Here is an 18,886-nt window from a genome sequence, read left to right on the forward strand (position 1 = left end):
AGCCGCGCGCCCTACGTTTTCGGCATGGACGGCGACCCGAACGACCGACCCGGCGAAGTCCGGGCCGATGGCGCGCCGCGCCAGCGCTTCCAGTGGTTCCACCGCCTGCGCACCTGGATCCACGCGCGGCCGCACGTGCACCTGCTTTACAAGGTGTTGGTCGGTCTGGTGGGCGGGCTGGTCGTCATCATCGGGCTGATCCTGGTGCCGCTGCCGGGGCCGGGGTGGCTCGTGGTGTTCATCGGCCTCACGGTGCTGGCGAGCGAGTTCCACTTCTTCCACAAGATCATCACGTGGCTCAAGGCGCAGCTGCACCGCTTCTGGGACTGGGCCAAGCGGCACGGGCCGAAGCGTCTGCGCGACGCTGCGGACCGGGGCAAGGCCGACGTCGACGCTGCGCACACCGGTGCGGCGCGGACCGTCGGCGTGCGTGCGCGCGCTCGCGGCACGAACTCGGCGCGACCGGGCCACTAGCGCCGCGGCGGTCGGCACTGTGCGGTGCTGTTCACCGCGTGCGCGGTTGATGGCTCCGTGTGGCGCTACAGGCCCGCACCGAGCGATCAACCTCGCACCGAATGGGCATCGCCGCACCGTGCGAGCGCGTCGCGCCAGGCGGACGGGTCGCTACTCGGCCGCGACCCGGATCGAGCCGGTGGCGGTGCGCTCGATGACCTCGGCCGCGCGCTCCTCGACCTCGGCGGCGTCCTTCGACGACAGCTGCAGCACGAGGGCGACGACCGCGGCGAGCACGATGAAGCCGCCGTACCCGGCGATGACCGGGACGAGGCCGACCGAGGGCTCGAGCAGCCCGCCGATGACCGAGGGCACCCCGAACGCCAGGTAGCTGACGACGTAGATCGTGGAGAGCAGCCCGGCGCGGTGGGTCGGGGCAGCGGTGGCGAGCAGCATCCGGAGCGGCGCCTGGAACCCGGCGCCGAAGCCGACACCGGCGATCGCACTGCCGACGACCATGCCCGGCAGGGAGTGCGCGAACACGAACGACACGGTGACGATCGGGCCGAGCACGAGCGCGACGAGCCCGAGCAGGACCGCGCGACGGGTGTCCATCCGCTGGATGGCCAGGCCGGTCAGGGCGCCGACGCCGGTGACCACGGCGATGAGTGCACCGGCGGCGAAGTGGTTCGTGATGCCGAACACCGTGCCGAGCGCCGAGGGCACGAGCGACAGGAACATACCGCCGAGGGCCCAGCTGGCGACGAGCGACCCGGCGACGCCGCGGAACAGCCGGCGTGAGGACCGCGGCACGCTGATCGTCGGACGCAGGGAGCGGAGTGCGCCGGGACGACGCTGCACCTGCTCGGGGACGACGAACAGTGCGAGCACGAGGAGCACGAGGAGTGCGCCGAACAGCAGGTAGACGAGCTGCTCCGGCGCCGGACCCCACTGCACGAGCGCGCCGCTCGACATCGCGCCGGTGGCCAGGGCGATCGGCGGGATGACGCCGTTCAGCACGCCCGCCATGGTGGGGTGGCGTTCGAGGGAGTTGTCGATGAGGGCCGCGCCGAGGGCCCCGATGAGCAGCCCGACCGAGACACCCTGCACGATCCGGTCGACGATGAGCGCGACGACCCCGTCCGCCATGGCGAACAGGCCGAGCGACAGTGCGACGCCCAGGCCGCCGACGACCAGCACGGGCTTCCGGCCGACGTGGTCGGACAGGCGACCGGCCACGAGCAGGCTCGCGAGCAGGCCGGCGACGTAGATGGCGAAGACCCCGGTGAGCATGAGCGGGGTGAGGTGCCACTCGGCTGCGTAGACGGGGTAGATCGGCGACGGCACGGCCGACGACGCGACCGAGACCAGGAGCATCGCCGCCAGGATCCAGAACCCGGCGACCGAACGAGCTGACTGGTGCATGCGCACCCCTTTCCATCTCCGTGCAGTACGACTGCATTCGTACCGCACTCGAACAGTACGACGCAAGTCGTACAGCAAGCCGAACGGTGGTAGCGTCCCGTCCATGCCCGCGCACGTCGATGCTCCTGAACGGCTGCCGCAGCCGTCCGTGGCCGAGATGGACCTCCCGGACGTGATGGACGCCCTGAGCGATCCGATCCGGCTCGCGATCCTGCACCGCTACCTGGTCGACGCGGCCGGGGGTGAGCGCAGCTGCGGCTGGGTCGGCATCGACCGGCCGAAGTCCACGCTGACCCACCACTTCCGGGTCCTGCGCGAGGCCGGTCTGCTCGAGCAGCACCTCGAGGGCCTGACCCGCGTCAGCCGCGTCCGCGTCGAGGACGTGCAGCAGCGGTTCCCCGGGCTCCTCGACCTGGTGCTCGACTGGCAGGTCCCAGCTGCGCTGCTGCGCGAGGGGATCGCCTCGTGAGCGCCGGCGCGGGCACCGGCGTGGACGCTGTGCACACGCTTCCGTCGATCGTCGCGGACCCCGCCGTCACCACGGCGCTCGCCGCGGACCTGACAGCGGCCGGCTTCACCGTCGACCGGCTCGACTCCCTGTGGGGCGCCGAGGCCGCCGCATCGCTGCACCGCGGTTCGCGGGTCGCCGCGCTCCGTGCGCTCGCCGCCCGCGAGACCACGCCGCTCGGCACCCTGGCGACGCTGTTCGTGCTCGGCCTGCCGGTGGCGCGGGCCGAGGCCGGTGTGGCGTTCACGACCGCCGGGCTCGACGCCGTCATCGCCGCGGGCCTGCTGCGCAGCGAAGGCGAAGGCGACAGCGCCGACGCGCTCGTGCACCCCACCGTCGACCTGCGCCCCTACGCCTTCGTCGACGACCTCGGCGCCGGCAGCTGGTGGATCGTCTCCGACCTCGGCGAGCTCGCCCTCGGGCACGCCATCAGCGAGGAACACGTGCTCGGCATCGGCGGCGCCACCACGACGCTGAGCGGCCTGCAGGTGCCCGTGCCGGTCGAGCGGGTGCTCGACCTCGGCACCGGGTGTGGCATCCAGGCCATGCACGCGCGGCGCTTCGCCGACCACGTGGTCGCCACCGACATCTCGCGCCGTGCCCTCGACATCGCCCGGTTCAACGCCCAGCTGAACGGTATCGACGGCATCGACTTCCGGTTCGGCTCACTGTTCGAGCCGGTCGCGGGGGAGCGCTTCGACCGGATCGTCTCGAACCCGCCGTTCGTCATCACGCCCCGTCGCGAGGGTGTCCCGTCCTACGAGTACCGCGACGGTGGCATGGTCGGCGACGCCCTGGTCGAGACGGTGCTCCGCGGCCTCGAGGCCCACCTGGAGCCCGGCGGGACCGCCCAGCTCCTCGGCAACTGGGAGTACCACTGGGGCATCGACGGCCTGGACCGCGTGCGCGCCTGGTTCGCCGACACCGCCCACGACGTCTGGGTGATCGAGCGCGAGCGGCAGGACCCGACGTCCTACGCGGAGACCTGGATCCGCGACGGCGGGACGAAGCCCGGCACGGCCGAGTTCGACACGCTGATGGGCGCCTGGCTCGACGACTTCGCGGACCGTCGCGTCACCGGCGTCGGCTTCGGCTACGTCGTGGTGCGTCGACCCCTGCCTGGAGGCACGTCCGGCCTCCGCCGGTTCGAGCGGGTCCCCGAGACGCTCGGCTCCAACCCCGCGGGCCTCGGCGCGACGGTCGCCCGCGTCCTCGACGCGGCCGCCTGGCTCGCCGAGCACGACGATGCTGCGCTCGCCGCCGCCCACCTGTCGGTGGCCGGTGACGTCACCGAGGAACGGTACTACTGGCCGGGCAACGACGATCCCACCGTGATGACCTTGGTGCAGGGCGGCGGGCTCGGGCGTCGGGTCGACGCGGACACCGCACTCGCGGCGTTCGTGGGCGCGTGCGACGGTGACCTGTCCGTCGCCGCGATCATCGGAGCGCTCGCGCAGATCACCGGCGTGGACGAGCAGGCGCTCGCCGCCGACCTGCTGCCGGCGGCGCGCGACCTGGTGCTCGACGGGCTGCTCGTCCCCGCTGCCTGACGATCAGGCGCGGTGGTCGCGCCAGCTGTGCTCGGGCGTGTAGCCGAGGAGTTCGCGGGCCTTCTCCGACGACAGCAGCGAGCTGACACCGTCGATGTCCGCACGGCGCTCGATGTCCGGCACGAAGCGCTCGACGAGTTCGATCGTCGGGGTGTCCATCACCGTGTCGGGGCTCGCGATGACGAACGCCTCGAACCCGGTGAGGTCGGCCTCGAGCGCCCGGCGGACGGCCTGGGCGCCGTCGCGGGAGTCGATGTACGACCAGAGGTTGAACGTCTTCGCCTCGGGGGTGGCGTCCCACGGGAACGCCGGGTAGTCGGTCTCGTCCATCACGTTCGAGAAGCGCAGACCGATCATCTTCAGCTCCGGGTCCCAGCGCGTGAAGTGGCGGGCCATCTCCTCTTCCACCGCCTTGCCGAGCGAGTACGACGACTGCGGCCGGACGGCGAACTCCTCGTCGACCGGCAGGTAGGGCGGGTGGTGCTCGCCCATCGGGATGCCGAGCAGGGTCTCGCTCGACGCCCACACGACGTTCTTGATCTTCGCGGCACGTGCGGCGTGGAAGACGTTGATCGACGAGGTCACGTTGTTCGTGATGAGGGCCACATCGGGCACCTGCCCCGGGGCCGGCACCGCGGCGAGGTGCACGACGGCGTCCACGTGGTCGTACCGGTCGTCGATGCCGAGCAGGGCGTTCAGGACCTGGCCGTGGTCGGTCAGGTCGATCCGCACGAACGGGACTCGCTCGGGCTTGTCGGGGGAGGGGACACGGTCGAGCAGCACCACGTCGTACCCGTGCGCATCGAGGTCACGCACCACCGCTCGTCCGAGCTTGCCGCTGCCACCGGTCACCACTACACGCGTCATCGCGTCACTCCACATCGTCGTCGGAACACACCCTGGCGGGCATCGACCATCCTGCCCCGCCGCAGCTGACGCGACCAGGCCCTGTCCGTACCCCGGAGCTGGCGGCTGGTCCCGTTTTACATATCGACACCCATACGCCAGTGTTCGACCATGGAACGATCGCAGACCTCATGAGCAATGAAATGAGCGAGATAGCGAGCCTCGTCGACGGGGGAAGGATCGGTGATGCCGTCCGAGCCGCCCACGGGCTCACCCCTCAGCGGGTCCGTGAACTCCTCTTTGCTTCTGGTGGGTTCATGCAGGACTCTGGCCCGTACGACGAGTTCTTCCGCCGCTGGTGCGCCACGCTCGAGAGCCCGTACCTGCGGGCCGAAGCAGCGGATTGGTTCTGCCAGGCGTACCTGACCGAACTGGCCGACGTCCCTGGTGCGGAGGACTACGGAGCGGCCTTGTCGACGGATTCGAAGCGAGCGGTGCGTGACCACCTCGCGCGGGAGATGCGGGGCCGGAACATCTCAGATTGGTCGAAGTCTCCGGAGGAACCCCTCTCGAAGACGCAGGTCCGCGCGTGGAGCACCGCGGCGGACGAACTCGCTGCCGTGCGCTTGCCCTGACCACTTCGCCGGCGGGAGGCTCGGTGCGGATGTGCGGTGCGCCTCCCGTCAGGCGGTGGGGGCGACCTGGGCGATCGCGAGGCGGGCGACGAGCTCGACGTGCTCGGCCATGTCGCGGGTGGGGTCGAAGAGCCACTGGATCTGCATGCCGTCGGACACCGCGAGCAGCACGCTGGTCAGTTCGTCGGGGTCGATGTCGGTGCGCAAGCGGCCGTCCTGCTGCATGGTGCGGAAGTCGGCGGACAGCACGCGACGGCTGCGTTCGTAGCGCTCGCGGAAGTACTCGTGCGCCGGGTGCTCGGCGTCGGTGGCGGCTGCGGCGGACAGGTTGACGAACATCTGCACCAGGCCCGGGACCTCGGCGTTGTGCCGCACGATCGCCGCGAGCAGGGCCGCCGGGTCCGCGGCCTGCCAGTCGTGCGCGAGGTCGAGCTCGTCGCGGCGGCGGAGGATCTCGACCCAGAGCTGGTCCTTCGAGTCGAAGTAGTGCAGCAGGCCGGCCTGGGTCAGCTCCACGGCGTCGGCGATGTCCTTGATGCTCGTCCGCCGGAAGCCCTGCGACGCCACGAGGTCCAGCGCGACCGTGAGGATCTCCTCGCGCTTCGCGATGCCCTTTGCGTACGAACCCCGTCGTGCCATGGCCAGACTGTACCGCCCACAGGAGACCCCAGAAAACCAAGCAACGGTTGGTTTTGGGTGGTACGGTGCAGGAGCTGCCAGCGCGGGCGGCGAACCCGGTGGATGGTGGGTGTGGGCGACGAGGCCCCGGCCGTCCAGGCGGCGCCCCGCGGCCCTGAACGAGAGGACCGACCACCGTGACCACCGTGAACGACGCGAGCACCGCCTCCAGTCCGTCGACGCCGCTGACCGAGCGCATCGATGCGCTCCTCGGCCAGCTGACCACCGACGAGAAGGTGCAGCTGCTCACCGGACGTGACTTCTGGACCACCTGGCCCATCGAGAAGATCGGGCTGCGCCGGATCCTGATGTCGGACGGACCGTCGGGCGTGCGCGGCGAGGTGTGGGACGAGCGTGACCCGTCCCTGAACCTGCCGTCGGCGACCGCGCTGAGTGCGTCGTGGGACCGCGCGATCGCGAAGCGCTACGGCGCCGCCGCCGCGGTGGAGGCCCGCCGCAAGGGCGTCGACGTCGTGCTCGGCCCGACCATCAACCTGCACCGGTCCCCGCTCGGCGGCCGGCACTTCGAGGCGTTCAGCGAGGACCCGGTGCTCACCGGCGATCTGGCCGCGTCGTACGTCGACGGCGTGCAGGAGAACGGTGTCGCCGCCACCCCGAAGCACTACATCGCGAACGACTACGAGACCGACCGCTTCACCGCGTCGACCGAGGTGTCGGACCGCGCGCTGCGTGAGCTGTACCTGCTGGCGTTCGAGAAGGCCGTGACCGAGGCGCACGCCTGGGCGATCATGTCGTCGTACAACGCGATCAACGGCGTGACGGCGTCGGAGAACGACCTGCTCGAGACCCCGCTCAACTCGGAGTGGGGCTTCGACGGCATCGTCGTGTCCGACTGGACCGGGGTGCGTTCGGTGGACTCGGCGAAGGCGTCGCAGGACGTCGCGATGCCCGGGCCGAACCCGTGGTGGAGTGAGGGCCCGCTGCTCGCCGCCGTGCAGTCCGGCGAGGTGCCGATGGCGGCGATCGAACGCAAGGTCCGCCGGATCCTGACCCTGGCCGCACGCGTCGGCGCGCTCGAGGGCTTCGAGCCCGTCGCCGCGTCGCCCGTGCACGTCGAGGACGGCATCGCGTTCGTGCGCGAGGCCGAGGCCGAGGGCACGGTCCTGGTCCGCAACACCGGTGTCCTGCCGCTCGACGCCCCCGCCGTGTCGCGCATCGCGGTGATCGGGCACAACGCTGACCAGGCCCGCACGCAGGGCGGTGGCTCGGCCACGGTCGTGCCGTCGCAGGTCGTGTCACCGCTGGACGGCATCCGTTCGGCGTTCCCCGGCGCGAGCGTGGACTACGCGATCGGCGCCGTCGTGCAGGAGGGCATCGCGGAGTTCCCGCTGTCCACCATCACGAACCCCGGCACCGGGGAGCCCGGCGCCCGGGTCGCCTTCGTCAAGGACGGCGAGGAGCTGTTCGTCGAGGACCGCCGCGCGACGGCACTGTTCTGGTTCGGCGGCGACGCCCCGACCCGTGAGGCCGACCGGCTCGACATCACCACCACGTACACGGCCGAGTCGACCGGGACCGTGCGGTTCGGCATCGGCGCGGCCGGACGGTCACGCATGTGGATCGACGGCGAGCTGCTGCTCGACGAGGACGTGCCGTTCGAGGGCGACCAGCTCGGTGCCGCGTTCCTCAACCCGCCGGCGCGGTCGGTGCCGGTCGAGGTGACAGCGGGACAGCAGGTCGCGATCCGCATCGAGTACGACATCGTGCAGGACGAGACGCTCGGCGGGGTGCTGGCGTACCAGTTCGGCACCGAGCCGTCGGACGACGACCCCGCCGTGCTGATCGAGGCCGCGGTGGACGCCGCCCGTGGTGCGGACGTCGCCGTCGTCGTGGTCGGGACGAACTCCAAGGTCGAGTCCGAGGGCTACGACCGATCCTCGCTGGCACTCCCCGGTCACCAGGACGACCTGGTGCGCGCGGTCGCCGCGGCGAACCCGAACACGGTCGTCGTCGTGAACGCCGGGTCGCCGGTCGAGATGCCGTGGCGGAACGACGTCGCCGCGGTGCTGCTGACCTGGTTCGGCGGGCAGGAGTACGGCAACGCTCTGGCCGATGTACTGACCGGGGCGCAGGAGCCCGGCGGCCGCCTGCCCACCACGTGGCCGATCGCGATGGCCGACGTCCCGGTGCTCGACGTCACCCCGGTGGACGGGAAGGTCGCCTACGACGAGGGTGTCCACGTCGGTTACCGGGCCTGGCTCCGCGCCGGCACCGAGCCGGCGTACCCGTTCGGGCACGGCCTGGGCTACACCACGTGGTCGATCGAGGGCGTCTCCGCGACCCCGACCGTGCGCGAGGGCGACGCCGTCATCGTCACGGCGACCGTCGCGAACACGGGTGACCGGGCCGGCAAGCACGTCGTGCAGGTCTACGCGTCCCGTGCGGAGTCGGCGGTCGACCGTCCGGTGCGCTGGCTGGTCGGGTTCGCCCCGGTCCGGCTCGCGGCAGGCGCCTCGACGGAGGTCTCGATCGAGGTCCCGGCGCGAGCCTTCGCCCACTGGGACGGCTCGTGGCAGTACGAGTCAGGGACCTTCACGCTGCACGTCGGCGCCTCGGTCGTCGACGACGCCGGAACCACGTCCCTCGAACTGGAGTGACGAAGTCGTCCGGTTTCCGCGCAGCTCGCAACTCCATTCAGTAACATCTATGTGCGCGAGTCGGCTGGTTACCGTCCGCGCACGCACCGACTACGGGGTCGCTGGGTGAGCGACTCGGTCTCCTGATCCGGCCGTTGTTGCCCTGGCCTCCCCGGTGCGTCCCAGAATGCGTCCCCGCGTCCGCGCGGGGACGCATTCGTCGTTCCGGCCCCGATGCGCACCGGTGAACCGGTTGCCGCACTTCGTCCCGGTTCGGAAAAACGAGTGACACTTGGTCAACTTCATACGTCCCAGGTGCGCGGAACGGTGTGACAAACCGCTCGGTAGGTGGAACGATGGGTGCACCATCTCGTGCGGATCAGGGACGAGATGGTCATCCGGCAGGACTCTCGGGCCTCACCAACTCGATCAGAGCCCTGCCGGATGCCCTTGACTCTCGGTGGTGGTGCGGGGCGGGACCGCAGCGATCAGGCCCGCAGCGCCGGGGCGATCTCCTCGGCCACGATGCGCAGGATCCGCTCGTGCGCGGCACGGTCGCCGTTCGCCGGCAGGGTGATGACCAGTTCGTCGGTGGCGGCGACCGCCGGGTCGGCGAGCAGGGCGTCGACGATGGCCGCCGGTTCGCCGGACACGACCTTGCTGAACCGGAACGGCGGGGTGCCCGAGAGCGGTCGACCCTCGTCGTCCATCCCGGAGGCGTACCCGGTCAGGAACTCCTCGTGCACCTCGCGGTCGTGGTCGTCGAGGAGCGGCACCACGATCCGGCCCACGGCGACCTTGGACTCGCGCTGCGGGTGCAGCTCGGCGAACCGCTCGCGGTAGGCGGCGATCTGGTCAGCCTGCGCCTGGGCGAACGGGGCGCCGGTGTCCTCGGTGTTCAGGGTCGAGCAGTGCAGCAGGAGGCCCTTCTCGGCCGTGCGGACCGCCGTGCCCATGCTGCCGCCGCCCCACCACACGCGGTCGCGCAGGCCCGGGCTGAGCGGCTGCAGGGTCAGGTCGGCCCCGGCGGGGATGCTCTCGTAGCCCTTGCCGGCGCTGCCGAGGGGCTCGCCCTGGAGGACCTCGAGCAGCCGTGCGGCGCGGGCCTCGGCCTCGTCGCGGAAGCTTCGGTCGACCGTGCCGAACACCGGGTCGAGGATCGGGCCGTACCCGGCGATGCCCGTGCTGATGCCGAGCTGCACCCGGCCACCGCTGAGCAGGTCGACCGTGCTCGCGTCCTCAGCCAGGCGCACCGGGTCCTCGTAGCGCATGCCGAGCACGGCGGTGCCGAACGCGATGGTGCTCGTGCGTTGGGCGGCGGCCGCGAAGAAGGTCATCGGGCTCGTCAGGTACGGCTCGAAGTGCCGTCCGCGCACCCAGCCCGTGCCGTAGCCGAGCGACTCGGCGGTCTCGAACAGGCGCAGGCCGTCCTCCAGGGCGCCGGCGGCGCCGTCGGTGCCGCCGTGGTTCGGGACGAAGGAGAGGAAGCCGAGTTCGCGCATGGCGCGAGTCTATGCGCACGTATCGAAATGCGCCTGAGTCGGCGCGGGGCGGACGGGAGGCCCGTGGCGGGCTGGCACCGCGCCTCCAGTCCGTCATGGCCGCACCTGGGAGGATGGGCGCATGACCGACGTCACCACCGTGCCCCCGCTCGTCGCCGCGATCCCGGCGGCGGTGGACGGCGTCGTCGACCCCGACGAGGTCTACGAGGCCTTCGCGGCCTGGGCCGCGGAGGGCGGCCGACCGCTGTACCCGGCGCAGGACGAAGCCGTCATCGAGCTCGTCTCCGGCGCGAACGTCGTGCTGAGCACGCCGACCGGCACCGGGAAGTCGCTCGTCGCGGCCGGCGCGCACTTCGCCGCGCTCGCCGAGGGCAAGCGGAGCTACTACACGGCACCGATCAAGGCGCTGGTGTCCGAGAAGTTCTTCCAGCTCGTCGAGCTGTTCGGCGCACAGAACGTCGGTATGGTCACCGGCGACTCGAGCGTCAACGCGGACGCCCCGATCGTCTGCTGCACCGCCGAGATCTTGGCGAACCTGGCGCTGCGACAGGGGCCGGACGCTGACGTGGACGTCGTCGTGATGGACGAGTTCCACTTCTACGGCGACCCCGACCGCGGCTGGGCGTGGCAGGTGCCGCTGCTCGTGCTCGAGCGGGCGCAGTTCCTGCTCATGTCGGCGACCCTCGGCGACGTCACCACCATCGCCGACGACCTGTCCCGCCGGACCGGCCGGCCCACCGCCCGGGTGACGGGTGTCTCGCGACCCGTGCCGCTCGAGTACCAGTACGTGATGACGCCCGTGCAGGAGACGGTGGAGCGGCTCCTCGAGGAGGGCAAGGCGCCGATCTACATCGTGCACTTCGCCCAGGCCGCCGCACTCGAACGGGCGCAGTCGCTGATGTCCGCGAAGGTCGCCTCGCGCGAACGCCGTGACCAGATCGCGGACGCCATCGCCGGCTTCCGCTTCAGCGCCGGATTCGGACAGACCCTGTCGCGCCTGATCCGGGCGGGCATCGGCGTGCACCACGCCGGCATGCTCCCGAAGTACCGACGACTCGTCGAGCAGCTCGCCCAGCGCGGCCTGCTGCCCGTCATCTGCGGCACCGACACCCTGGGTGTCGGGATCAACGTGCCGATCCGGTCCGTGCTGTTCACCGGGCTGACGAAGTTCGACGGCACGAAGATGCGCCAGCTGTCCGCGCGGGAGTTCCACCAGATCGCCGGTCGTGCAGGACGTGCCGGGTACGACACCGAGGGCGACGTCGTCGCCGAGGCACCCGAGCACGACATCGAGAACGCCCGCGCCGTCGCCAAGGCCGGTGACGACCCGAAGAAGAAGAACAAGATCAAGCGGAAGAAGGCGCCCGAGGGCTTCGTGTCCTGGGGGCAGGCGTCGTTCGAGCGGCTGATCGCGGCCGAGCCGGAGCCGATGGTCTCGCGCATGCGGATCACGCACGCGATGGTGCTGTCCGTCGTCGCCCGTGGTGGCGATGCCTTCGTGGAGGTCCGGTCGCTGGTCTACGACAACCACGAACCGCGCTCGCGGCAGCTCGCGATGGCCCGGCGGGCGCTCGTCATCGCCCGGACCCTCATCAACGCGCGGGTGATCGAGAAGGTCGACGGCGCCTACCGTCTGACCGTCGACATCGCGCCGAACTTCGCGCTCAACCAGCCGCTGTCACCGTTCGCGCTCGCCGCGTTCGAGTTGCTCGACCCTGCTTCTCCCACGTACGCGCTGGACATGGTGTCGGTCGTCGAGGCCACGCTCGACGACCCGCGGGCGATCCTGTCGCAGCAGCAGTTCAAGGAGCGCGGCGAGGCCGTCGCCCGCATGAAGCAGGAGGGGATCGAGTACGAGGAGCGGATGGAGCTGCTCGAGGAGGTCACCTGGCCTCGCCCGCTGTCCGAGCTGTTGGAGGCGGCGTACGAGGCCTACGCGGCCGAACAGCCCTGGGTGCTCGACTTCCAGCTGTCCCCGAAGGCCGTCGTCCGCGACATGTACGAACGCGCGATGACCTTCGGCGACTTCGTGCGCTTCTACCAGCTCACCCGCTCCGAGGGGCTCGTGCTCCGCTACCTGTCCGACGCGTACCGGACCATGCGACAGACCATCGCCGAGGAACAGCGGACCCAGGAGCTCGACGACCTGATCGAGTGGTTGGGCGAGGTCGTGCGGCAGACCGACTCCTCGCTCGTCGACGAGTGGGAGGCGCTGCTCAACGGTGACGTCCTGCTGGCGTCCGAGGAGCACGAGGAGATCGCGCCGCCGCAGCCCGCACGGCTCACCGGCAACCCGCGGGCGTTCCGGGTGCTCGTGCGCAACGCCCTGTTCCAGCGGGTGCTGCTCGCCGCGGCCGATGACATCGACGGGCTCGGGGAACTCGACGCGACCGCGGGCTTCGACCGAGCCGCGTGGGACAACGTGCTCGAGGAGTACTACGAGGAGCACGACACCATCGGCACCGATGCCGACGCGCGCTCGATGCAGTACCTGGTGCTCGACGAGAGCGGCGCCACCGCATCACCCCGGGTCTGGAAGGCGCGGCAGATCTTCGCCGACCCCGAGGGCGACAAGGACTTCGGGTTCTCAGCGACGATCGACCTGGACGCCTCGGACGATGTCGGCGAGGCAGTCGTGCGGGTCACCGAGATCGGGCGGTTCGACGGGTGGGCCGAGGTGGACGTCGACTGATCGGCGCTGGGGTTGTCGGACGTGTACCGTCTCCGGCACCACCCCCACCCGAGAGGACTGCGTCATGCGCATCGGATCCAGCATCGCCCTGATCGTCATCGGCGCGATCGTCGCCTTCGCGCTGAACATCCAGCTCGCCGGTATCGACCTCCGCCTGATCGGCTACATCCTGATGGCAGCCGGTGTCGTGCTGCTCATCATCAGCCTCGCCGTGGCCTTCGGCGGTCGCCGCACCACGACCACCACGCGCTCGGGCGTCGACCCGGCGTCGGGGGAGCAGATCACCCGCCAGGATCGGCGCGACGGGACCTACTGACCCGCGGGGACAGGACTTACTGACCGCCCAGCTCGGTCTTCCCGTCAGCCGGGTGGAATTCGTCTGCCCCTAGAGCCGATGCGCGAGCGATGATCCGCTCGACGGCATGCGACTGAGCCCGTTCCACCTCTCCGTCGAAGGGGGCGGTGCTGTCGAGCATCAGATCTGCTTCCGGTTCGAGTGGAGGTTCGTCTGGCGGTTTCGATTCCGCCGAAGTCGCTGCTTGCCGCTCCGCCGTCAGAAGAGGGTCGCGGGCGGGGTCGCGTCGGGCAGCGCGGACGGCTCGGGCACCTCGGCGCCGGGCCAGCCGGGACCATGCGGCACGTCGGTGCCGTTCTGGAACGCGGTGGCAGCACCGCGGGCACGGACGTCGGCAGCTTCGTTCATCTCGTGACCGACGTGGCCGCGGACCCACTCGAACGTGACCTTGCGACCCTGCAGTTCCGCGTCGAGTTCCTTGATGATCTCGACGTTGAGGACCGGCTTGCCGTCGGCCTTCCGCCAGCCCTTGCGCTTCCAGCCGGCGAGCCACTCGGTGCAGGCCTTGATGGCGTACTGGCTGTCGCACAGGATGTGCAGCGGCTCGCCGGTGTCCTTCGTGGCACGGAGCAGCTGCAGCACGGCGGTGAGCTCGCCGATGTTGTTCGTCGCGCGGGGCCAGCCTCCGGCCGCCCACCGGTCGTCGTCGACGTACCAGGCCCATCCGGCAGGGCCGGGGTTGCCGAGGGCTGAGCCGTCTGCGGCGGCGACGATCGTCACGATGGGACCTCCTGGTGGTGCCGAGTGCTCGCGAGTGCTGGTCAACCGTAACCGACCGTACGGACGGGCTCCGTCCGGCGGGGCGGCGACCGGATCAGCGCGCTGCGGGATCCAGGTTGAGATCGGTGTCCGTGATGAGTTGGTCGTCCGCTCCCGTCTGCAGCGACGGGTTCAGCCAGCGGAGTTGCGCGACGGTGATGCCCAAGCGCTCAGCGACCGTCACCTGCGCGTCGTCGCTCGACACCTGGTACGACACCGGCACGCCGTCACGTTCGTGCACCCAACCGTTCGCCCCGGGCCGCGATGCGCCCACGTCGACCTGCAGGTCCGGGTACGGGTCGGGGATCGTCCAGTGCAACGGAGCGATTGCGAGCACGGAGCCGATGCCGGTGCGTCCGGAATCGTCCCCGTCATCAGACGGCGCCGGCACGAGCGCGACGCTGTGCAGAAAGTCCGGAGTGGGGCCGGCGTCTGACAGCCCGACCGAGTCCGGAGCGCCGGTCTCCGGGTCCCAGATGACGACTCCGGCACGGTACCCGCTGGCGTCGCCGGCACCGTCGGCGTCACCTCCGCGGAACTCCAAGCTCATCCACTGCGGGTTCGTCGTGCGGTAGCCGGACAACTCGGCGTCGAAGGTGCCGCTCTCGTTCGCGACGACCCGCACGTGGATCCGGGTGTCACCGCTCGCCGAGACGACATCGGTCTCGGCGGCGACCGTGCCGGCCGCCAAGACCTGCGGTGTGCTGACCTGCTGTGCGGCGGAGGTCGGGTCGGCTCCCGGGCTCCGGCTCGTCCCGTCGAGTGATGCCTGACGCGTCGGCGTCGGGATCGCGTCGTCGCCGCCGAACGCCGTGCACCCGGCGAGCAGCAGCCCCACCAGTGCCGAGCCGATCACCGCGGTCGTCGCGGTCCGTGTTCGTCCCATCGTTCCCCCTCGTCGGCAGCGTAGCGGGGCCAGGGACGTCATCGAGTGCGGGGATCGGACCGAGCCAGACTCGTTACACGGGGCCGAGGACTACCGTCCGCTGCAGGAGGAAACCCCATGAGCGACAGCATCCCGAACGCCCCCGGCCCCGAACCGTCCGACGACCGCGCACGCAACGACGCGCTCCGCGACGCCGCGCACAGCGACGACGTCGACGGGGTCAGCGGACGCGAGCAGCGAGCAGCGGACACGTCGTACAGCCCGTCGAGCGAGCGCGAGATGGACGCGTCCCAGACGAAGCAACGCGACGATGCCGACCTGCGTGCGGACGGCATCGACCCGTCCAAGGTCATCGCGGCCCCCGGGACGGGCGGCGCGGACGACGCCGGCGATGTCGAGCCCGAACCGGGTGACCTGCACCTGCCGTGGCAGTCCGAGGAGGACCGCCGGGGCTAGCCCGACGCCCGGTCGAGTTCGCGCACGAGAGCCTCGCCATCGGTGACGTCCCAGAACGCCATCGGCTGTGGCCCGAAGAAGCCGTTGAGACCGGTGTTCGCGTAGACCTTCGCGTTCGTCCCCCAACCGAAGAGCATCGATCCCGGTCCGCCTCCCGTCGCGTCCCACTCGACGTTGCAGTGCCGTCGGTCGCCGGTCCAGCTCACGGTGCGGTCGGTGCGGCCGATCGAGACCTCCCGCGTGCCGCGAGGGGTGATCACGAGGGCCCGGCGATCGGTCACGGCGTAGGCGGTCGTCCGCTTGCGGTACCGCTTCACGAGGAACCGTCCGACGAGCAGGTGCAGGCCCATCAACGTCAACAGCGACCCGACGACCAAGAAGAAGGGCGGCGCTCCGCTCGTCACGGCCGAGACGGTCCAGAACGCCACGAATCCGCACCAGAACAGCGAGAACGGATGAGGAATCCGTCGCGGCCCGAGAGGAGCCTGGCCGGATCGCTCGTGCCGGCCCAGTACAGGTGCTCATCGGGGCGCAGGTGTTCACGGGCGGTCTGTTGAGGATCGATCACCCCTCGACAGTACGGCCCGTCACTCGCTGTGGCTGAAGAGTGCGTACCCCGCCCGGCTACGACACCGAGTCCGGGTGGGAGCCCGTCCGCTGCCCGGACTCGAGCGTCGCGATCGCCGCGAGCTCGTCGTCGGTCAGTACGAAGCCGTCGACGTCGAGGTTCGAGCGGATCCGGGACGGCGTGACCGACTTCGGCAGCACCACCACGCCCTGCTGCACGTTCCACCGCACGAGCACCTGCGCCACGCTCACGCCGTGCGCGTCCGCGATGTCGGTCAGTACCGGCTCGTCGATCAGGCGCCCACGACCGAGCGGCGACCACGCCCCGGTCGCGATGTCGTGCTGCTCGTGGAACGCGATGAGTTCGCGCTGCGGCAGCCACGGGTGCCGTTCGACCTGGTTCAGCGCCGGTACCTCGCCGGTCTCGTCGATGAGCCGCTGCAGGTGCGGCACCTGGAAGTTCGAGACACCGATGCTCCGTGCCCGCCCTGATTCACGCAGTTCCACCAGAGCGCGCCAGGTCTCGACGTAGCGGTCGTTCGCGGCGGCGGGCCAGTGGATCAGGTAGAGGTCGACGGCGTCGAGCCCCAGCCGCTCGAGGCTGCCGTCGAATGCCCGCAGGGTCGCGTCGCGCCCCTGGTGGTCGTTCCACACCTTGGTCGTCACGAAGACGTCGTCACGGTCCAGCCCGGAGGCCCGGATCGCCTTGCCGACGCCGGTCTCGTTGCCGTACATCTCGGCGGTGTCGACGTGCCGGTAGCCGGCGTCCAGCGCGAGGCCGACCGCCGTCTCCGCTTCAGCATCGTCGACCTTGTAGACGCCGAAGCCGATCGCGGGGATCGAGCCGCCGTCGCGCAGGGGAACTGAGGTGACCATGCACCCATCCTGGCGGTGCCTGGCGGGCGCGCGCCGGGCCTCCAGGCCATCTGTGGAGAACGCGACCCGTATGCCGGGCGCACGTTCCTTCCCATACCGGCCGCGATGGCGAGTGGAAACGGGCGTACCTGGTCAGAACTTCCGACCAGGTACGCCCGATTCGACCAGGTACGCCCGAAACCGCCCGCCGCCGCCCGACGCCGCGCCCGCTCACGTCGGCAGGTGCACCGGCTCGGTGTCGGGGAGGGGGCTGGCGTCACGGCCGCGCAGGTCGGGCAGCCAGCTGCGCATCGCCAGGGGGAGCAGCACGCCCAGGCCGGCCATCACGGCGCCGACGGTGAAGCCGCCGACGGGGCCGCTGCCGTCGATCAGGAAGCCGGCGATCGCCGAACCGCCGGCGGCACCGATCAGCTGGCCGGTGCCCATCCAGCCGTAGGCCTCGGCGGTGTCGGAGAACTTGACGGTGGCGGAGACCGAACCGAACATCACCGCGAGGGCCGGCGCGATGCCCACACCCGCGATGACCAGGGCCAGGCAGAGCCACCAGAACCCCGTGCCGCCGAGGGCCAGGGTGAGGCCGACGAAGACGACGGCCATGCGCGTCCACAGGGTGTTGCGGGAGATGGGGCGGTGGCCGAACGCCAGGCCGCCGACGAGCGAGCCGACCGCGAACACCGCGAGGACGATGCCGGCGTTCGGGCTGCCCTCGCCGAAGACGCTGGTGACGCTCGCCTCGACCGCGGCGCACGCTCCGATGAGCAGCAGACCGGTCAGGGTGGCGACGACGACGGCGGGGCGCTTCAGCACGACACCGAAGGCGCGCTTGGAACGGGGGATGCGGACGCGGCCGAGCTCGGGGGAGGCGATGAACCACGCGCCGCCGACGACCAGGAAGACCATCGCGACGACGATCGCCTCGACCGTGCCGACCTGGGTGGCGACGAAGGTGGTGATGACCGGGCCGGCGACCCAGATGAGCTCCTGCGCGCTGGCGTCGAGGGAGAAGAGGGGTGTGAGCTGCGCCGAGGTCACCATCTTCGGGTAGATGGTGCGCACTGCCGGCTGCACGGGCGGGACCGCCAGGCCGCCGAGGAACCCGACCACCACGTAGCCCCAGAGCGGCATGACCACGAACGCGATGACCACCATGCTGATCAGCGCGACGATGCTCGTCAGGATGAGGACGGGGCGCATGCCCCAGCTGCCCATCCACCGGCTCGTCAGGGGGCCGGCCAGTGCCTGCCCGATGCTCGTCGTCGCGAGCACCAGCCCGGCCGCGCCGTAGGAGTCGAACACGTGCTCGACGTGCAGCAAGTAGGCCAGCGACAGCATGCCGAACGGGAACCGTGCGGTGAGCTGTGCGGCGATGACACGACCCACGCCAGGGGTCTTCAGGAGGGGCCCGTACGTACTCACGAGACGAGTGTACGGACCGGCCGGACGGGGGTGTCCCCCGTCCTGGGGAGGGGCGGTTCGCGACACGCCGATGCGTTGATTCCACATCTGTGGATCGGGACTGTCCACCGGTGTGGGGAAGTGTCGGTGGTCGGCCGCAGACTGGCGGAAACTCGGGCCTCCCGGGAATCCACAGACTGTGGAGGACGTTGTGGAGAACTACATGGCTGTAACACTTCCTCTTGTGGTCGGTGCTGCGGCTAGCCACTAGATGTAGTGTGGAGGCATCGCAGCGGCCCCTCCCGGACACGACTGCGGACAGACATCAGCACCACCTCCACAGCACAGCAGAAACCAGTAGGAACCAGGGGAGAACATGGCCGTCACCGTCTACACCAAGCCGTCCTGCGTCCAGTGCACCGCGACGTACCGGGCCCTCGACAACAAGGGCATCGAGTACGAAGTGCACGACGTCTCCACGGACGAAGCAGCGCTTGAGCACGTCAAGAGCCTGGGCTACATGCAGGCCCCCGTCGTCGTCACGGACGACGACCACTGGTCGGGCTTCCGCCCCGACAAGATCGCGACCCTCAGCGCCGAACTGGCGTAGTCGTCTCCCGTCCTGCGGACGGTCACCCCGGTCCCGTTCAGGAGGCCCGGCGATCGCCCGCAGGACACCCCCCGGTCCGCCTGTTCCGCACCTTCT

Annotated in this window: 18 protein-coding genes; 9 read left to right on the forward strand and 9 right to left on the reverse strand. The window is 70.6% G+C overall.

What is annotated here, in order from left to right; genetic code table 11:
* Window positions 1–24: 24 nt before the first annotated feature.
* On the forward strand, window positions 25–474 hold the full coding sequence (locus QRN49_RS13405) for a TIGR02611 family protein (RefSeq protein ID WP_111024885.1): 450 nt from the start codon (window positions 25–27) through the stop codon (window positions 472–474).
* Window positions 475–624: 150 nt separating this feature from the next.
* On the opposite strand, the gene QRN49_RS13410 is transcribed toward QRN49_RS13405, so the two are convergent.
* Window positions 625–1,878 carry an MFS transporter gene (locus QRN49_RS13410; RefSeq protein WP_111032691.1) on the reverse strand — a complete coding sequence of 418 codons (1,254 nt, stop codon included), beginning with the start codon at window positions 1,876–1,878 and terminating at the stop codon, window positions 625–627.
* Between the two features lie 103 nt (window positions 1,879–1,981).
* Between QRN49_RS13410 and QRN49_RS13415 the strand changes: the two genes are divergently transcribed.
* Together QRN49_RS13415 and QRN49_RS13420 are read left to right on the forward strand one after the other, a co-directional pair.
* Entirely contained in the window at window positions 1,982–2,347 is a 366-nt protein-coding gene (locus QRN49_RS13415; RefSeq protein WP_209081582.1) for an ArsR/SmtB family transcription factor, read from the forward strand.
* The gene (locus tag QRN49_RS13420; RefSeq protein WP_284756381.1) at window positions 2,344–3,936 is read left to right on the forward strand and encodes a DUF7059 domain-containing protein; all 1,593 of its coding nucleotides are present in this window, start codon (window positions 2,344–2,346) and stop codon (window positions 3,934–3,936) included. Before QRN49_RS13415 ends, QRN49_RS13420 begins: the two co-directional genes overlap by 4 nt.
* A 3-nt stretch (window positions 3,937–3,939) precedes the next feature.
* Here QRN49_RS13420 and QRN49_RS13425 read toward each other — a convergent pair whose 3' ends face one another.
* A complete protein-coding gene (locus tag QRN49_RS13425; RefSeq protein ID WP_071245140.1) occupies window positions 3,940–4,803 on the reverse strand; it encodes an NAD-dependent epimerase/dehydratase family protein in 864 nt (287 codons plus the stop codon).
* 296 nt (window positions 4,804–5,099) lie between these two features.
* On the opposite strand from QRN49_RS13425, the gene QRN49_RS13430 reads away from it, so the two are divergent.
* On the forward strand, window positions 5,100–5,417 hold the full coding sequence (locus QRN49_RS13430; RefSeq protein ID WP_194654590.1) for a hypothetical protein: 318 nt from the start codon (window positions 5,100–5,102) through the stop codon (window positions 5,415–5,417).
* 48 nt (window positions 5,418–5,465) lie between these two features.
* Here the strand turns inward: QRN49_RS13430 and QRN49_RS13435 are convergent, their stop codons facing one another.
* Window positions 5,466–6,056, reverse strand: a complete 591-nt coding sequence (locus tag QRN49_RS13435) for a TetR/AcrR family transcriptional regulator (protein WP_284756382.1) — start codon at window positions 6,054–6,056, stop codon at window positions 5,466–5,468.
* A gap of 176 nt (window positions 6,057–6,232) precedes the next feature.
* Here QRN49_RS13435 and QRN49_RS13440 point away from each other — a divergent pair, with 176 nt between their 5' ends.
* A complete protein-coding gene (locus tag QRN49_RS13440; protein WP_284756383.1) occupies window positions 6,233–8,713 on the forward strand; it encodes a beta-glucosidase H in 2,481 nt (826 codons plus the stop codon).
* 467 nt (window positions 8,714–9,180) lie between these two features.
* Here the strand turns inward: QRN49_RS13440 and QRN49_RS13445 are convergent, their stop codons facing one another.
* Window positions 9,181–10,194, reverse strand: coding sequence for an LLM class flavin-dependent oxidoreductase (locus QRN49_RS13445; protein ID WP_209081585.1), 1,014 nt, complete (start codon window positions 10,192–10,194; stop codon window positions 9,181–9,183).
* 121 nt (window positions 10,195–10,315) lie between these two features.
* Between QRN49_RS13445 and QRN49_RS13450 the strand changes: the two genes are divergently transcribed.
* Together QRN49_RS13450 and QRN49_RS13455 are read left to right on the forward strand one after the other, a co-directional pair.
* Window positions 10,316–12,886, forward strand: coding sequence for a DEAD/DEAH box helicase (locus tag QRN49_RS13450; RefSeq protein ID WP_284756384.1), 2,571 nt, complete (start codon window positions 10,316–10,318; stop codon window positions 12,884–12,886).
* Between the two features lie 64 nt (window positions 12,887–12,950).
* On the forward strand, window positions 12,951–13,202 hold the full coding sequence (locus QRN49_RS13455) for a DUF6458 family protein (RefSeq protein ID WP_027465939.1): 252 nt from the start codon (window positions 12,951–12,953) through the stop codon (window positions 13,200–13,202).
* A 237-nt stretch (window positions 13,203–13,439) separates the two neighbouring features.
* On the opposite strand, the gene QRN49_RS13460 is transcribed toward QRN49_RS13455, so the two are convergent.
* Together QRN49_RS13460 and QRN49_RS13465 are read right to left on the reverse strand one after the other, a co-directional pair.
* Entirely contained in the window at window positions 13,440–13,961 is a 522-nt protein-coding gene (locus QRN49_RS13460) for a ribonuclease H family protein (RefSeq protein WP_027465941.1), read from the reverse strand.
* 94 nt (window positions 13,962–14,055) lie between these two features.
* On the reverse strand, window positions 14,056–14,886 hold the full coding sequence (locus QRN49_RS13465) for a hypothetical protein (protein ID WP_284756385.1): 831 nt from the start codon (window positions 14,884–14,886) through the stop codon (window positions 14,056–14,058).
* Between the two features lie 117 nt (window positions 14,887–15,003).
* Here QRN49_RS13465 and QRN49_RS13470 point away from each other — a divergent pair, with 117 nt between their 5' ends.
* Window positions 15,004–15,342: a hypothetical protein gene (locus tag QRN49_RS13470; RefSeq protein WP_071405879.1), complete on the forward strand. Its 339-nt coding sequence runs from the start codon at window positions 15,004–15,006 to the stop codon at window positions 15,340–15,342.
* On the opposite strand, the gene QRN49_RS13475 is transcribed toward QRN49_RS13470, so the two are convergent.
* The 3 genes from QRN49_RS13475 to QRN49_RS13485 form a co-directional block, all read right to left on the reverse strand.
* A complete protein-coding gene (locus QRN49_RS13475; RefSeq protein WP_284756386.1) occupies window positions 15,339–15,770 on the reverse strand; it encodes a hypothetical protein in 432 nt (143 codons plus the stop codon). The two genes, QRN49_RS13470 and QRN49_RS13475, sit on opposite strands and share 4 nt — an antisense overlap.
* Before the next feature lie 196 nt (window positions 15,771–15,966).
* Window positions 15,967–16,785, reverse strand: coding sequence for an aldo/keto reductase (locus tag QRN49_RS13480; RefSeq protein ID WP_284756387.1), 819 nt, complete (start codon window positions 16,783–16,785; stop codon window positions 15,967–15,969).
* A gap of 210 nt (window positions 16,786–16,995) precedes the next feature.
* Window positions 16,996–18,201: an MFS transporter gene (locus tag QRN49_RS13485; protein WP_111224260.1), complete on the reverse strand. Its 1,206-nt coding sequence runs from the start codon at window positions 18,199–18,201 to the stop codon at window positions 16,996–16,998.
* A 355-nt stretch (window positions 18,202–18,556) separates the two neighbouring features.
* Between QRN49_RS13485 and nrdH the strand changes: the two genes are divergently transcribed.
* Window positions 18,557–18,790: a glutaredoxin-like protein NrdH gene (gene nrdH / locus QRN49_RS13490; RefSeq protein ID WP_017886897.1), complete on the forward strand. Its 234-nt coding sequence runs from the start codon at window positions 18,557–18,559 to the stop codon at window positions 18,788–18,790.
* The last annotated feature ends 96 nt before the right edge of the window (window positions 18,791–18,886 follow it).

The sequence above is a fragment of the Curtobacterium sp. ME-Dv--P-122a genome, assembly GCF_030209645.1.
In the GTDB taxonomy this organism is placed as follows: domain Bacteria; phylum Actinomycetota; class Actinomycetes; order Actinomycetales; family Microbacteriaceae; genus Curtobacterium; species Curtobacterium flaccumfaciens.

What these genes read in the sequence shown, in the direction of transcription:
- QRN49_RS13405 (WP_111024885.1), top strand. Translation starts at nt 25, where the DNA reads ATGGACGGCGACCCGAACGACCGACCCGGCGAAGTCCGGGCCGATGGC.
- QRN49_RS13410 (WP_111032691.1), bottom strand. Translation starts at nt 1,878, where the DNA reads ATGCACCAGTCAGCTCGTTCGGTCGCCGGGTTCTGGATCCTGGCGGCG.
- QRN49_RS13415 (WP_209081582.1), top strand. Translation starts at nt 1,982, where the DNA reads ATGCCCGCGCACGTCGATGCTCCTGAACGGCTGCCGCAGCCGTCCGTG.
- QRN49_RS13425 (WP_071245140.1), bottom strand. Translation starts at nt 4,803, where the DNA reads ATGACGCGTGTAGTGGTGACCGGTGGCAGCGGCAAGCTCGGACGAGCG.
- QRN49_RS13430 (WP_194654590.1), top strand. Translation starts at nt 5,100, where the DNA reads ATGCAGGACTCTGGCCCGTACGACGAGTTCTTCCGCCGCTGGTGCGCC.
- QRN49_RS13435 (WP_284756382.1), bottom strand. Translation starts at nt 6,056, where the DNA reads ATGGCACGACGGGGTTCGTACGCAAAGGGCATCGCGAAGCGCGAGGAG.
- QRN49_RS13445 (WP_209081585.1), bottom strand. Translation starts at nt 10,194, where the DNA reads ATGCGCGAACTCGGCTTCCTCTCCTTCGTCCCGAACCACGGCGGCACC.
- QRN49_RS13450 (WP_284756384.1), top strand. Translation starts at nt 10,316, where the DNA reads ATGACCGACGTCACCACCGTGCCCCCGCTCGTCGCCGCGATCCCGGCG.
- QRN49_RS13455 (WP_027465939.1), top strand. Translation starts at nt 12,951, where the DNA reads ATGCGCATCGGATCCAGCATCGCCCTGATCGTCATCGGCGCGATCGTC.
- QRN49_RS13465 (WP_284756385.1), bottom strand. Translation starts at nt 14,886, where the DNA reads ATGGGACGAACACGGACCGCGACGACCGCGGTGATCGGCTCGGCACTG.
- QRN49_RS13470 (WP_071405879.1), top strand. Translation starts at nt 15,004, where the DNA reads ATGAGCGACAGCATCCCGAACGCCCCCGGCCCCGAACCGTCCGACGAC.
- QRN49_RS13480 (WP_284756387.1), bottom strand. Translation starts at nt 16,785, where the DNA reads ATGGTCACCTCAGTTCCCCTGCGCGACGGCGGCTCGATCCCCGCGATC.
- nrdH (WP_017886897.1), top strand. Translation starts at nt 18,557, where the DNA reads ATGGCCGTCACCGTCTACACCAAGCCGTCCTGCGTCCAGTGCACCGCG.